Annotated in this window: 12 protein-coding genes and 1 tRNA gene; 4 read left to right on the top strand and 9 right to left on the bottom strand. The window is 69.9% G+C overall.

The window, feature by feature from the left end:
* Positions 1-6: 6 nt before the first annotated feature.
* Together QFZ26_RS11550 and QFZ26_RS11545 are read right to left on the bottom strand one after the other, a co-directional pair.
* The gene (locus QFZ26_RS11550; RefSeq protein ID WP_307042215.1) at positions 7-1,209 is read right to left on the bottom strand and encodes an acyl-CoA dehydrogenase family protein; all 1,203 of its coding nucleotides are present in this window, start codon (positions 1,207-1,209) and stop codon (positions 7-9) included.
* A complete protein-coding gene (locus QFZ26_RS11545) occupies positions 1,206-2,378 on the bottom strand; it encodes a CaiB/BaiF CoA transferase family protein (protein ID WP_307042213.1) in 1,173 nt (390 codons plus the stop codon). Before QFZ26_RS11545 ends, QFZ26_RS11550 begins: the two co-directional genes overlap by 4 nt.
* Positions 2,379-2,566: 188 nt before the next feature.
* Here QFZ26_RS11545 and QFZ26_RS11540 point away from each other — a divergent pair, with 188 nt between their 5' ends.
* Complete coding sequence (locus tag QFZ26_RS11540; protein WP_307042212.1) at positions 2,567-3,931, top strand: NAD-dependent succinate-semialdehyde dehydrogenase; 1,365 nt, start codon at positions 2,567-2,569, stop codon at positions 3,929-3,931.
* Between the two features lie 92 nt (positions 3,932-4,023).
* On the opposite strand, the gene QFZ26_RS11535 is transcribed toward QFZ26_RS11540, so the two are convergent.
* Positions 4,024-4,380: an iron chaperone gene (locus QFZ26_RS11535; RefSeq protein WP_307042209.1), complete on the bottom strand. Its 357-nt coding sequence runs from the start codon at positions 4,378-4,380 to the stop codon at positions 4,024-4,026.
* A 6-nt stretch (positions 4,381-4,386) separates the two neighbouring features.
* On the opposite strand from QFZ26_RS11535, the gene QFZ26_RS11530 reads away from it, so the two are divergent.
* Both QFZ26_RS11530 and QFZ26_RS11525 read left to right on the top strand, forming a co-directional pair.
* Positions 4,387-4,749: an acylphosphatase gene (locus QFZ26_RS11530; protein WP_307042207.1), complete on the top strand. Its 363-nt coding sequence runs from the start codon at positions 4,387-4,389 to the stop codon at positions 4,747-4,749.
* 259 nt (positions 4,750-5,008) lie between these two features.
* A complete protein-coding gene (locus QFZ26_RS11525) occupies positions 5,009-5,794 on the top strand; it encodes an alpha/beta fold hydrolase (RefSeq protein WP_307042205.1) in 786 nt (261 codons plus the stop codon).
* An 82-nt stretch (positions 5,795-5,876) separates the two neighbouring features.
* Here QFZ26_RS11525 and rplA read toward each other — a convergent pair whose 3' ends face one another.
* The 5 genes from rplA to QFZ26_RS11500 form a co-directional block, all read right to left on the bottom strand.
* The gene (gene rplA / locus QFZ26_RS11520; RefSeq protein ID WP_307042203.1) at positions 5,877-6,566 is read right to left on the bottom strand and encodes a 50S ribosomal protein L1; all 690 of its coding nucleotides are present in this window, start codon (positions 6,564-6,566) and stop codon (positions 5,877-5,879) included.
* Between the two features lie 99 nt (positions 6,567-6,665).
* Positions 6,666-7,094 (bottom strand): 50S ribosomal protein L11, encoded by a 429-nt coding sequence (gene rplK / locus QFZ26_RS11515; protein WP_307042201.1) that lies wholly within the window; start codon positions 7,092-7,094, stop codon positions 6,666-6,668.
* A gap of 153 nt (positions 7,095-7,247) precedes the next feature.
* Entirely contained in the window at positions 7,248-8,174 is a 927-nt protein-coding gene (gene nusG, locus QFZ26_RS11510; protein ID WP_307042198.1) for a transcription termination/antitermination protein NusG, read from the bottom strand.
* Positions 8,175-8,239: 65 nt separating this feature from the next.
* The gene (gene secE, locus QFZ26_RS11505; protein WP_307042196.1) at positions 8,240-8,515 is read right to left on the bottom strand and encodes a preprotein translocase subunit SecE; all 276 of its coding nucleotides are present in this window, start codon (positions 8,513-8,515) and stop codon (positions 8,240-8,242) included.
* 40 nt (positions 8,516-8,555) lie between these two features.
* Positions 8,556-8,628 (bottom strand) — tRNA-Trp (locus QFZ26_RS11500).
* A 231-nt stretch (positions 8,629-8,859) separates the two neighbouring features.
* Between QFZ26_RS11500 and QFZ26_RS11495 the strand changes: the two genes are divergently transcribed.
* Positions 8,860-10,386 carry a deoxyguanosinetriphosphate triphosphohydrolase family protein gene (locus QFZ26_RS11495; RefSeq protein ID WP_307042194.1) on the top strand — a complete coding sequence of 509 codons (1,527 nt, stop codon included), beginning with the start codon at positions 8,860-8,862 and terminating at the stop codon, positions 10,384-10,386.
* Positions 10,387-10,411: 25 nt separating this feature from the next.
* Here QFZ26_RS11495 and QFZ26_RS11490 read toward each other — a convergent pair whose 3' ends face one another.
* Positions 10,412-13,429: a hypothetical protein gene (locus QFZ26_RS11490; protein ID WP_307045054.1), complete on the bottom strand. Its 3,018-nt coding sequence runs from the start codon at positions 13,427-13,429 to the stop codon at positions 10,412-10,414.
* Between the last annotated feature and the right edge of the window lie 7 nt (positions 13,430-13,436).

Here is a 13,436-nt window from a genome sequence, read left to right as displayed (position 1 = left end):
GGCGTGTCAGAACGCGCTCAAGCCCGTCAGCTCGCGCCCGAGGATCAGCTGGTGGATTTCGTCGGTGCCCTCGTACGTGCGCACCGACTCGAGGTTCGCAGCGTGCCGCATGACGGGCCACGCGTTCGTGATGCCGTCGCCCGCGAGGATCGCGCGCGCCTCGTGCGCGATGTGCAGCGCCTCGCGCACGCTGTTGAGCTTGCCCACCGAGATCTGCGCCGCCGTGAGGGCGCCACGCTCCTTGAGCCTGCCGAGGTGCAGGGCGAGGAGGATCCCCTTCTCGACCTCGAGGAACATGTCGGCGAGCTTCGCCTGCACGAGTTGGTTCGCGCCGATCGGCCTGCCGAACACCTCCCGCGAGGTGGAACGCTCGATCGCGGCTTCCAGACACGAGCGGGCCGCGCCCATCGCCCCCCACACGATGCCGTAGCGCGCCTCGTTGAGGCACCCGAACGGCCCCGACAACCCCTTCGCTCCGGGCAGGATCGCGTCGTCGCCGACCCGCACGCCATCGAGCACGATGTCGCACTGCACCGACGCGCGCATCGAGAGCTTGCCCTCGATGGGCGTCGCCGTGAACCCGCGCGTCGAGGTCGGAACGAGGAACCCGCGCACCGCGCGGCCGCCATCACCGCGCCCGTCGCCGGCGCCGTCATCGACCTTTGCCCACACCACGGCGACGTCGGCGAGCGAACCGAGTCCGATCCAGCGCTTCGCGCCGTCGATGACCCAGCCGTCGCCGTCGCGGCGCGCGGTCGTGGTCATGCCGGCGGGATCGCTGCCGCCCTGCGGCTCGGTGAGCGCGAAGCATCCGATCAGGTCGCCGGCCGCCATGCCGGGCAGCCACCGCTGCTTCTGCTCCTCGGACCCGTAGCGGTGGATGGCGCTCATCGCGAGCGAGCCCTGCACCGACACGAAGGTGCGCCACCCGCTGTCGGCCGCCTCGAGCTCGAGGCACACGAGCCCGTACGAGACGGCGCCCGCACCGGCGCATCCGTAGCCCTGCAGGTGCATGCCGAGGAAGCCCGCGGCACCGAGCTCCTTCACGAGCTCGTGGCGGAAGTGCTTGGTCTCGAAGTCGTCTTCGATGACCGGCAGGATGCGCTCCTGGGCGAACGCTCGCGCCTTCTGCTGCCACTCGCGCTCCTCCTCTCCGAGCAGGGCATCGAGGTCGAACACGGCGTCGATCCGCGGGGCGGTGACGGTCATCGGCAGGGTCCTTTCGAGGGGGTCGGATGCCAGTCGGCGCCGGCGTGCTCGTCGAGCGACGGCGGCGGCGTGCGGTAGGCGGCGGGCGTTCCTGAGAGCCCGATCGGATTCGCGATCGTGCGACTTCGCTGCGCGCCTGCGAGAGTCTGGGCGACGGGCTCGAGCCCGAGGGACTCGGCGAACGCGATGGCCTCGGCGACGTCGTTCACGAGGCCCGCAGGCACGCTCGCGGCCGACAGGGCCTCGATCCAGTGCGCAGCGGATGCCGCGGCGAGCCGCTGCTCGATGAGGGTCGTCAGCTCGGCGCGGTGGGCGACGCGGTCGGCGTTGCTCGCGAAGCGCGGGTCGTCGACGAGCTCGGGCGCGAGCCCGAGGACCCCCGCGAGTGCCCCGAACTGCCGGTCGTTGCCGACGGCGATGACGAGCTCTCGATCGGCGGCACGGAACGCGGCATACGGGGCGATGCTCGGGTGCGCGTTGCCGAGCCGACGCGGTGGGGCGCCGGTCGCGAGGGTCGACGCGGCCTGGTTCGTGAGCGCCGACAGCAGGCTCGAGAGCAGGTTCACTTCGACGAGCTGGCCCCGACCCGTGCGATCGCGCTCCCGAAGGGCGAGCAGGATGCCGGCGACCGCGTTCTGGCCGGTGAGCACGTCGACGAGCGCGACCCCGGCCTTCGCCGGATCGCCGTCGGGCTCGCCCGTGATGCTCATGAGCCCGCCGACCGCCTGCACGAGCAGGTCGTAACCCGCGAGCTCGGCGCCCTCACCCGCGCCGAATCCGGTGATCGAGCAGTAGACGACGCCCGGGTTCACGGCGCGCACCACCTCGTACGAGAGCCCGAAACGTTCCATGACGCCCGGCCGGAAGTTCTCGATGACGACATCGGCGGATGCCGCGAGCCGGCGCGCCTCGTCGAGCCCCGCGGCATCGGTGAGGTCGAGCGCGACCGATCGCTTGTTGCGGTTGACGCTGCCGAAGTACGTGGCCTGCCCCGAGGCGTCGACCGGTGGACGCCAGTGCCTCGTGTCATCGCCCGTGGGCGACTCGATCTTCACGACGTCGGCCCCGAAGTCGGCGAGCATCATCGTGGCGTACGGCCCGGCGAGCACGCGCGAGAAGTCGGCGACGCGGATGCCGCCCAGCACGCCGTCGCCCGTCATCGGTGCCATGCCGTCACCCTACCCATGCCGACTCGCCGGGCCTGCTGTACAACGCGTCCAACAGATGCGGCAGAAGTGACACCCTGTCGATCCACATGCTCGATGATCCCGCATAGGCTTGGCGTCAGGTGTGCAGCGTCGACACCTGCCTTGCGCGGTGACCGATGCAGCACCATACCCATCGAACGAGGAGTCCCATGAGCTACGCCGTCGTCAACCCGGCCACCGGGGAGACGCTCAAGACCTACCCGACCATCACCGACGCCGAGCTCGACCAGGCCATCGGCGCCGCCGACGCCGCCTACCGAGGCTGGGCGCGCTCGGCGAGCGTGCAGGAGCGCGCCGCGATCATCGCCCGCGTCGCCGACCTGCACATCGAGCGCCGCCAGGAGCTGGCCGAGATCATCGTGCGCGAGATGGGCAAGCCCATCGAGCAGGCACTCGGAGAAGTCGACTTCGCCGCCGACATCTACCGGTTCTACGTCGACAACGCCGAGGGGCTGCTCGCCGACCAGCCGATCGAGCTGCTCGCCGGGTCGGGCAGCGCCGTCATCCGCCGCGCACCGGTGGGCGTGCTCCTCGGCGTCATGCCGTGGAACTTCCCCTACTATCAGGTCGCCCGCTTCGCCGGCCCGAACGTCGTCATCGGCAACACGATCCTGCTGAAGCACGCCGAGCAGTGCCCCGAATCCTCCGCGGCGATCGAGCAGATGTTCACCGACGCCGGGGCCGAGCACGGCGTGTACGTGAACATCTACGCCTCGCACGAGCAGATCGAGCAGGTCATCGCCGACCCGCGGGTGCAGGGCGTCTCACTGACCGGATCCGAGCGCGCCGGATCGGCCGTCGCCGCGATCGCCGGCAAGCACCTGAAGAAGGTCGTGCTCGAACTGGGTGGTTCCGACCCGTTCGTGCTCCTGTCGACCGATGACCTCGACGGCACCGTCCAGGCCGCGGTCGACGCGCGGCTCGACAACAACGGGCAGTCGTGCAACGCCGCGAAGCGCTTCATCGTGATCGACGAGCTGTACGAGCCGTTCGTCGAGAAGTTCACCGCGAAGCTCGCCGAGGTCGAGCCCGGTGACCCCACCGCCGAGGGAACCGCGCTCGGTCCGCTCTCGTCGCTCAAGGCCGCCGAGAACCTCGACGACCAGGTCAAGCGCGCCGTCGAGCACGGCGCCACGGTCGTGCGCGGCGGCTCGCGTGACGGCGCGTTCTTCCAGACGACGGTGCTGGCGGATGTCTCGCGCGACAACCCCGCATCGAAGGAGGAGTTCTTCGGACCCGTCGCGCAGGTCTACCGCGCCACGAGCGAAGACGAGGCGATCGAGCTCGCCAACGACATCCCGTTCGGCCTCGGGTCCTACGTCTTCACGACCGACGACGAGCAGGCCATGCGCGTCGCCGACCGCATCGAGGCCGGCATGGTGTTCGTGAACGGCGTGCTCATGGACGGCGCCGAGCTGCCGTTCGGCGGCGTGAAGCGTTCGGGCACCGGCCGCGAGATGGGCCGCCTCGGCGCTGACGAGTTCGTCAACAAGAAGCTCATCCGCATCGGCTGACGCCGCAGCTGAACACGGCGGAAGCGGGAAGACGCGACCAGAACAGGTCGCGTCTTCCTGTTTCGGGGCCGAATCGGCGTGTCGTCCTGCGCTCAGGGCCTCTTCGCCGTGTCGATCTCGTCGCGACGCAGCAGGATGATGCGGTCGACGAGCGAGTCGGGCAGCGGATGCTCCGGCGTGAACCTGATCGTCCCCTTCGACCACGAATACTCGGTGAGCTCGGCTTCGACCGCGCCGACCACCCGCGGACTGTACGGGTAGAGCCCGATGTGCCGCTTCGCCACCATGATGCTGAGCAGCGGGGAGTCCCGGTACCGCAGTGCCGGCATGCCGTAGCTCTCGCCCTCGACCGCCTCGGGCACGAGCGAGACGGCGCGCGACCGGATCCGCTCGATGACGTCGCGCTCGGGCCCCTCCAGCGCGGCGATGTAGTCGCTGACTTCCCCCATGGCGTCATGGTACGCGCGGAGCGCTCGCCGGTCGTCCGTCGCACCGGACGCGCCGGCGTCGCCGCCGTGGCCGCCGCCGCCGACGAATACGCTGAAGGAGTGATTCGCCGACACGTCGTCGTGCACGGATACGTGCAGGGCGTGGGTTTCCGCTACGCCGCTCGCGCCGAGGCGCGCCGCCTCGAGCTGGGCGGCTGGGTGCGCAATCGCCCCGACGGCACCGTCGAGGCCGAGATCGAGGGTGACGAGGCATCCGTCGCCGCCATGCTCGACTGGCTCGCCACCGGCCCGCGCGGCGCGATGGTCGAGCGCACGGATGTCACGGAGCTCACCGCCACCGGGGAGCGCTCGTTCAGCGTCATCGCCTGAAGCGTGAACCGCTCAGGACGAGGACCACTCGTAGCCGTGGTGCCGCCGCTCGTCATCGACGGGCTCGGAGCTGCGGCGCCGCTCAGCGCCGAGGGTGGCGACCGAGGCGACGACAGCGCTGGTTCGTTCACTAATAGCGCCAGCGTACGCCGGCCCCGTGACATGAGGACGGCCACCGACACCACGCCGGCCGCCTTCGGGCGGGACGCTCGTCCTCGACGCGGTGCCGACGATCGCCGATCGTCGTAGCATCGGCGCCATGGACTCGGTGCGAGTCGGCGGCCTCACGATCACGTACCGCCGGGGTGGATTCGGCGTTCCGATCATCCTTCTGCACGGCGCCTTCGGCGACTCCGGCGATTGGAGCGCTGACATCCGGGCGCTCGAGTCCGGTCACGATGTGGTCGCCTGGGACGCACCGGGATGCGGCGGCTCGAGCGACGTGCCGTCCGGCTGGACCGCCAGTGACTGGGCCGACGTGCTGGCGGGCTTCATCGCCGCGCTCGGCCTCGATCGCCCGGTCGTCTGCGGGCTCTCGCTCGGGTCCGTCATGGCGTTGCTGCTCGCCCGCGATCATCCCGAGGTCCCCCGCGCGCTCGTGCTCGCCGGGCCCTACGCAGGGTGGGCCGGATCCCTGCCCGCCGATGATCTCGAGCAGCGCATCGCGGCGGTCGAGTCCACGCGCACGACGCCGGCCGAGGAATGGGTCGACGGATTCCTCGAGACGGTCTTCGAGCGCCGTGCCGCGCCCGAGCGACTCGCGACCGCACGTCAGGCGGTCATCGCCTGGCGCCCTGACACGACCGGCGCCGTGCTCGAAGCGTTCGCGCGCCTCGACCTTCGACCCGTTCTCTCCCGCATCCGCGTGCCCGCGCTCGTGATCCGGGGCACCGCCGACACGCGCAGCTCGTACTCAGCGGCACACGCGATCGCGAGTGCGATCCCCGACTCGCGATTCACTGAGCTCCCCGGACTCGGCCACGACTGCACCGGGCCCGCCTTCGATGCACAGCTGCGAACATTCATCGCCCGCCTCGGTCCATGACCGGTCCGACGCGATCGCCGCACGAACGACGACGAAGGGCCCGCCGGCGAACCGGCGAGCCCTTCGTGCAGACTGCGTGAGACTAGATGGCGTTGACGTCGAGGGGGATGCCGGGGCCGAACGTCGTCGACACCGCACCCTTCTGGATGTAACGGCCCTTGGAGCTCGACGGCTTCAGGCGCACGACCTCTTCGAGGGCGGCCTTGGCGTTCTCCTCGAGCTGCTCGGTCGAGAAGGAGGCCTTGCCGACGACGAAGTGCACGTTGGCGTGCTTGTCGACGCGGAACTCGATCTTGCCGCCCTTGATGTCGGAGACGGCCTGGCCGACGTTCGGGGTGACCGTGCCGGTCTTCGGGTTCGGCATGAGGCCACGGGGACCGAGCACCTTGCCGAGACGGCCGACCTGGCCCATGAGCTCGGGGGTCGAGACCGCCGAGTCGAACGAGGTGTAGCCGGCGGCCACCTTCTCGATGAGCTCGGCGCCGCCGACCTCATCGGCGCCGGCCGCGATCGCAGCCTCGGCCGCGGGGCCGGTTGCGAACACGATGACGCGGGCGGTCTTGCCGGTGCCGTGCGGGAGGATGACGGTGCCGCGCACCATCTGGTCTGCCTTGCGGGGGTCGACGCCGAGCTTCAGCGCGACCTCGATGGTCGAGTCGAACTTCGCCGAGCCGGTCTCCTTCGCGAGGGCGACTGCCTCGCTCGGGGTGTAGAACTTGCCGTCTTCGATCTTCTCGACCGCGGCCCGGTAGGCCTTGGACTTCTGTGCCATGTTGTTTCTCCTTGAGAGAGTGTGGTCATCTGCGCCTGGCGGGCGCTGCCACGGATGCTGAGTTCTGGTGAACGGATGCCGCGTGGCATCCGTCGAGGCCTATTCGACCGTGATGCCCATCGAGCGAGCGGTGCCCGCGATGATCTTCGACGCGGCGTCGAGGTCGTTGGCGTTGAGGTCGACCATCTTCGCCTCGGCGATCTCGCGCACCTGTGCCTGGGTCAGCTTGCCGACCTTGGTGGTGTGCGGGACGCCCGAGCCCTTCGCGACGCCGGCGGCCTTCTTGATGAGCTCGGCGGCGGGCGGGGTCTTCAGGATGAAGGTGAACGAACGGTCGTCGTAGACCGTGATCTCAACGGGGATGACGTTGCCGCGCTGGGCTTCGGTCGCCGCGTTGTAGGCCTTGCAGAACTCCATGATGTTCACGCCGTGCTGACCCAGGGCCGGGCCGATGGGCGGGGCCGGGTTCGCGGCGCCGGCCTTGATCTGAAGCTTGATCAGACCGGTGACCTTCTTCTTCGGTGCCATGATTTCTCTCTTTCTGTTCGAACGCCCCGTGAGGGGCACTCTCCCGCACGCCCGGCCGTTCCGGGCGGCGGTGATCTGTGGTGCTGCGTCCGTGCTGAACGCAGCACAACCCTCCGATGGTACCGGAGGGCCGCTGCGTGCTGTCTGGGAGGGTTAGAGCTTGGTGACCTGGTCGAAGCTGAGTTCGACCGGGGTCTCGCGCTCGAAGAGCGAGACGAGCACGGTGAGCTTGCCACTCTCGGGCTTGATCTCGCTGATCGTGCCGGGAAGGCCGGCGAACGAGCCGTCCTTGATCGTGATGGTCTCGCCGACCTCGAAGTCGACCTCGGCGGGAATGCCGCGGGTCGCACCTGCGGCCGCACCGCCCTTCGCTCCCTTGACGGGTGCGACGTCCTTGATCTCGACGAGGCTCTTCAGCATGCCGAAGGCCTCTTCGAAACGGAGCGGGGTCGGGTTGTGCGCGTTGCCGACGAAGCCCGTAACCCCGGGAGTGTGGCGGATGACCGACCAGCTCTCCTCGTTGAGGTCCATGCGCACGAGCACGTAGCCGGGGATGCGAACGCGCGTGACCATCTTGCGCTGGCCGTTCTTGATCTCGACCACGTCTTCCATGGGCACTTCGACCTGGTAGATGTAGTCGGCCATCGCCATCGACTCGCGGCGCTGCTCGATGTTCGCCTTCACGCGGCGCTCGAAGCCCGCATAGGAGTGGATGACGTACCACTTGCCGGGGAGGAACCGGAGCTCGGCGCGGAACTCCGCGTACGGGTCGGCGGCCTCCTCGGCCTCCTCCTCGGTGGCCTCGGCAGCGGCCTCGGCCTCTTCGGGCGAGTCGATGTCGAGGGCGTCGTCGATCACCGCGTCGGCCTCGGGATCGGCGGACTCGGCCATCGCGTCGAGCACCGCATCGAGGTCGATGTTGTTGCCCTCATCGTCGACGATGTGCACCGCGCGCTGCTCGGCAGGCTCCACGGACTCCTCGTCGTGCTCGAGCGACGAGCCCTCTTGGGCCTCGTCGTCTTCCGACGACTGCTCAGCAGCCGTCGCCCAGTCGACGTCATCGCGCTCGTACTTTGCCACTTCTGATCCTTTTCCTCTGTCTCGCCTGCGGAAGCCCGCGGCGGAGTATCGGGCGGAGAGCCCGATCAGCCCGCCGGTGTCCCGAAGACGTACAGCACTGCCCACCCGAACAACTGGTCCATGGCCCACACGAGCGTCATCATGATGACGACGAACACGAGCACCACGACCGTGAAGCTGACGAGCTCCTTACGGGTCGGGGTGACGACCTTCCTGAGTTCGGCGATGACCTGTCGAATGAACAGTGCCATGCGTGCGAAAGGGTTCCGACGCGAGGCGCGATCGCGCTTCGCGTTGGCGACGACGTCCTCACTGGGTTCGTCGATTACTTTCCGGGCCACCTGGTACACCTTTCGTGGGCCGGCAATCGCTGCCGGCTCGCAGGGCGGACAGGACTCGAACCTGCAACCTGCGGTTTTGGAGACCGCTGCTCTACCAATTGAGCCACCGCCCTATGGAACGACCGGAGGACCGGCGTTGTTCCACGGGTGTCGAGGCACCACGATTGACCACGTTCTTCACCGGGGGTAAGCCAGAAAACAGGCGCGGAAAATCTTGGCTGACTTCAACAACCTCACCAAGTGTATGCGACCGTGCAGGCAGAGTAAAGCTGGGCGGATGCCGCCCGGGATGCCGGGGCGCACCGCTCCCGCTCTCCCCCGCCTCGGCGGCATAGATTGGGCGTATGCCCATGGAACGAGCGGCCCGCCTGGTGCCGGAGCCTCGCAGCAGTGCCGAGGTCACCGGCGAGCACTCGCAGTTCCGGCTCGACCTCGAGCGCATCAGGTTCTCCCCGTATTTCTCCCGCCTCTCGGCGGTGACCCAGGTGATCGCACAGCCGGGCGCCGGGCCGCTCATCCACAACCGGCTCACCCACTCGATCAAGGTGACGGCGGTCGCACGCGCGATCGCGGTCAAGCTGACGGATGCCGCGTCGCCGGCGCGTCCGCTCACACTCGAGCACGGCTGCGACGCCGTGGTCGTGCAGGCGGCGGCGAGCGCCCACGACCTCGGCCACCCGCCCTTCGGACACCTCGGCGAGCGTGTGCTCGACCGGCTCGCGCGCGAGACGCTGGGGCTCGTCGACGGGTTCGAGGGCAACGCGCAGAGTTACCGCATCCTCACCGCGCTCGACGTGAGCGAGGCGGCGCCACGGGGCCTCAACCTCACGGCGGCGGTTCGCACCGCGGTCGCGAAGTACCCGTGGACCCGGTACGTCGGCGACGCGGCCGCGAGTGGCGGAAGCGACGGGCCGCTGCCGCGTGGGCTCCGCCGCACCGCCGACGGCGTGGACGCCCTGAAGTTCTCGGCCTACGGCATCGACGCCCTCGACCTCGAGCAGGCCCGCGCGGGCCTTCCGCCGCTGCAGCAGTCGCTCGAGTGCTCGATCATGGACATCGCCGACGACATCGCCTACTCCATCCACGACGTCGACGACTTCTACCGCGCGGGCGTGCTCAGCCAGGGCGCGGTCGCGCGCGAGTTCCGCGGCTGGATCGAGTCGAGCGTGCCGTTGCGCGGGCTCGACGACGAGGCGCTCGCCGCCCGCACGGCGCCTCCCGGCAGCGCACTCGAGAGCCTGCGGCGCAAGCTCGGCCGCAGCGACCCGTGGGTCGCCGATGACGACGCGTTCGCCGACGCCGTCGACGTCGTCGCCGAAGACCTCGTCGACGGGCTGCTCGCGATCCAGTTCGACGGCTCGATCGCGTCGGAACGCTCGCTCTCGTCGTTCACGAACCGCTGGATCAGCCACCTGCAGTCGTCGGTCGTGCCGGCGCCGCCCGACGTGGTGCGTGCCGGACTCGTGACCCTCGACCGGCGGGCGTGGCATGAGGTCGAGATCCTGAAGTTCGTGCACCGGCACTTCATCCTCGACCGCGCCGACATCGTGATGTACCAGCGCGGCCTCAGCCGGGTGCTGTCACGGGCGGTCAAGGGACTCCACGCCTGGATCACCGATGAGCACGATCGCGATCGAGTGCCGCAGCGCCTCAAGGAGCTCGTCGAGATCGCGAGCGACGGCTATGCGCGGCTCCGCGAGTCCCGTCCCGAGGGCGTCCCGACGCCCGAGGCCGCCGAAGTGCGGTCGCTCGGCATCGGCCGCGGCGTCGTCGACTACGTCGCCTCACTCTCCGACGATCAGGCGCTCGCGGTCGCCGAGGCGCTCGACGGGCGCCCCGACCGTCTCTGGGACATCGGCAAGAACCTCTGACCCACGGGGCGACGGATGCCGCGGCTCAGGCCACGGCGGCAGCACGGCTTCGATGACGCCACGGCAGCGCCAGGAGCACCCCGACGACGACGAGCACGACGCCCGCAGCCGCGGCGACCCACGCCGTGTCGGCGGGGATGTCGAGGTAGACGGTGATGCCGAGGATCCGCGAGAGACCCCATGGCAGGAGCGCCATCTCGTCGTTCCACGTCGTGAGCGCCGACTCGAGGCCGAGCGTCGCGATGAACGCGCCGAAGACGGCGAGCACCGCACCGACCGCCGCGACGAGGGCGCCGAGCGCTCGCCTGGCACCGAGCTGCACGGCGAGCGCCCAGCCGGCCGCGACGATCACCCACCCGAACGCGGCGAACGCGATCGTGACGTAGATCGAGCGGGCGAGCGGGTCGGTCCAGAACTCGAACCAGTACCCGCCGGGGCCTGTGGGCGTGAGCACGGCGAGGAGCAGGCCGATGCGGAGCACCGCGGCACCGCCGATCGCGGCGAGCACCGGCCAGGCGGGACGGCGCGCGAGCCGGAGCAGGAGCAGCACGGCGATCGCGAACACGAGCCACGACCCCAGCGTCACGATGAGGTGCGACGCGGCGAGGAACCAGGTCTGGATGCCGCGGCTCGCGGCGAGGAAGACCGCCGGCACGGCCACGAGCAGGGCTCGATCGAGTCGCCCGAGGTCGCGGGTGACCTCGACGGCCCGCCACGGTCGCGTCGCGGCGACCCACATGGCGCGAGCCGCGCGAGCGCCCGGCCACTTCGCCCTGCCGTACCCGGCGGCGATGCCGTAGGCCAGCCAGGCCGCGAGGAGGAGCAGCGTGATGCGGGCCGCCCACGCCATTGGCAGGTCGCGCTCGGCGCGGTCGACGCCGAGCTCCGCGGCGGTGAGGTTGTACGCCGGGTGATACGGATCGCCCGAGTACGCGGCCTCGTGCTCGGCGGCGCTCGCCCGGTACGCGAGCCTCGCGGCATCCCAGGCCTCGTAGGCCTCGCCCGAATGCGTGTCGTGCCACTCGGCGTGCTTGAGGAACATGGTGCGGTAGTCGGCGAGGAACGCGTAGGTGCTCGCCTGGTAGTCGAGGGTGGCGAGGAACTCGTCGCGCAGCGCCGGATCGTGCCAGCTCGCGGCATCCGTCGCCTCGATCTCGGCTCGCATGCGCTCCACTGCGGCGAGCGCGCGCGGGCCGCCCTCGATCGCCTCGTCGAGCCGCCCGCGGCTCACCTCGTAGATGACGTCGAGCACGGCACTGTCGCCCGTGACGATGTCCCACTCGAAGATCCACATCATGGGCGGTGGCTCGAGGCCGATGGCGAACACGCGCCGGTCGGCGAACGGCCCGATGTAGAGCCCGTCGGTGATGGCGGTGCGGGAGTCGGCCATCGCCCGGCCGATCGCGTCGACCGTCGCGGGGTCGTCGGAGAACCAGCGTCGTGCCCAGTCGGCGGTGATGGCCGCCGGGTCGGCGTCGGGGTCGCGGGCGAGGCGCACGGCGAGCTCGGTGTTGAGCTCGGGCAGCTGCCAGAACCCCGCCTTCAGCTCGAGCGAGAGCGGGCCGGCGCGCCACGGGCCGCCGTCCTGCGTCCAGGTCCAGATGCCCTCGACCCTGGGGTTGGCCGCGATGAACCGCTGCAATGCCTGCTGGTAGAGCACGCCGAGGTCGTTCGGGAACGCGCCGAAGTTCTCGAACTCGCGCCGGCTCTGGAACTCGACGATGCGGCGCTGCTCACCGATCTCGAGGGTGTCGTTGAGCGGCAGGTGGCTGTAGAAGTCGCCGAGCGTGTACTTCGTCGAGACGATGAGCTGCTCGGACTCGATGCCGTCGAGCACGGCGCGGTAGGAGTCGGCGTTCGTGTGCATGTCGCCGACCGCGCCGACGCCGACGCTCCAGGTGCGGAAGATGACCTCGCGGTCGGCGGCCTCGGCCTGCCCGGTGAAGGCCGTGAGCATCGCGCGCACGGCGTCGACGGTCGTCACGGCGAGCTCGGAGTAGTAGTCCCATCCGGGCAGGTCGTAGACGCGGCCGGCCTCGCCGATGCGGATGAGCACGCCGTCGACGTAGGGCATCGCGGCGTAGAGCTCGTCGAGCCCCGCGGCGTAGACGTCCCAGAACGCGGGGTCCTCGGTGGCGAGGCCGCCGAACTCCGCTTCGAGGTATTCCTCGAGCGGGGTCGTGAGCATGAGCATGTCGGTGCGGAAGTAGACGTCGAGGCCGAGATCGTGCGCGTACTGCCACATCGGGCCGAACGCCTCCTGCATCGCGAGCGCGCGCGCGACGTGCGTGTCGTCGGCGCCGTAGACGTCGTCGCCGTCGCCGACCCGGTCGAACGTGAGGTACTCGATGAACCCGGGAATCGCGATGGCGTTGTAGCCCTCGGCGAGCACGTGCTGCACGTACTCCTCGAACTCGATGCGGGATGCCTCGAGCGCCGTCTCGTCGATGTACGGTGCCTCGGCGAGGATGACGTCGGCGAACGCCTTCGAGTTGTGCGAGTAGTCGTCGCCCTCGGCCCACTCGGCTTCATCGACGGTCACGCCGACGGCACCGAGGTCGGCCATGCGGAAGTCGAGCCTGGAGTCGACCGTCTCGCCGAGGTGCTCGGTGATCGACCTCCGGTCGCGAACGGCCGCCGCGAGGTCGTAGACGCCGCGCACGGCGCCCGCCTCGCCCGCTGCGACGATGCGGAGCGCATCGGCCGTGCCCTCGAGCGAGTACGACTCGTCGTCGGCCGGCCCATCACCGACGCTGACGTCGAGGGTGACGGCGCCGTCGGTGGCATCCGCCTCTGCGACGGCGTCGTCGAGCTCGCTCACGGCCAGGTCGAGGCGAGCGGATGCCGGCGCGCTGATGCGCGTGAACGCCGGCGGCCCGACGGCGGGGGTCTCGGGTGCGGCGACCAGCGTCTCGCTGGGCACGTCGGCGGGTTCACTGCGAATGCCGAGCTCATCGCCGAGCACGAACGCCACGCCCACGCCGAGGGCGAGGAGCACTGCGAGCGAGATCCCGACGAGCACCGGTCGTCGGGTCTGCGTCATCACGCGG

Source organism: Agromyces ramosus (assembly GCF_030817175.1).
Classification (GTDB): Bacteria; Actinomycetota; Actinomycetes; order Actinomycetales; family Microbacteriaceae; genus Agromyces; species Agromyces ramosus_A.
Note: the sequence above shows the minus strand (reverse complement) of the source record. Positions and strands in the feature narration are given on the sequence as shown.